This is a genomic window from Gemmiger formicilis (genome assembly GCF_016901605.1).
In the GTDB taxonomy this organism is placed as follows: Bacteria; Bacillota; Clostridia; order Oscillospirales; family Ruminococcaceae; genus Gemmiger; species Gemmiger formicilis_B.
The window spans coordinates 1-223 of the sequence record NZ_JACJKP010000739.1 but is presented as its reverse complement, the minus strand read 5'-3'; the positions used below and the strand labels follow the sequence as shown (position 1 = coordinate 223).

Annotated in this window: 1 protein-coding gene; it reads right to left on the bottom strand. The window is 58.3% G+C overall.

The genetic code is table 11. The annotated features are described in order from the left end of the window. On the bottom strand, positions 1-223 hold a 223-nt coding region (locus H6B10_RS16690), incomplete at both ends, for a PRD domain-containing protein (RefSeq protein WP_204652486.1).

Here is a 223-nt window from a genome sequence, read left to right as displayed (position 1 = left end):
GCAGTATTTTATTGAGCGCGTGCTGGACCACAAAATGCTGGGCAGCGAGGATATCTCGGTTTTGGAGCCGGTACTGGACCAGAATCCCCGGGCGTATGCCTGCGCCCGGCGCATACTCCCGGGGGTAAAAACGCCGCACCTCCCAAAGCAGGCGGTTGGGCAGCACAATATGCTTCTGGCTGCGCTCAATGGCATAGACCAGGTGGTCGAACAGCGTGACAAA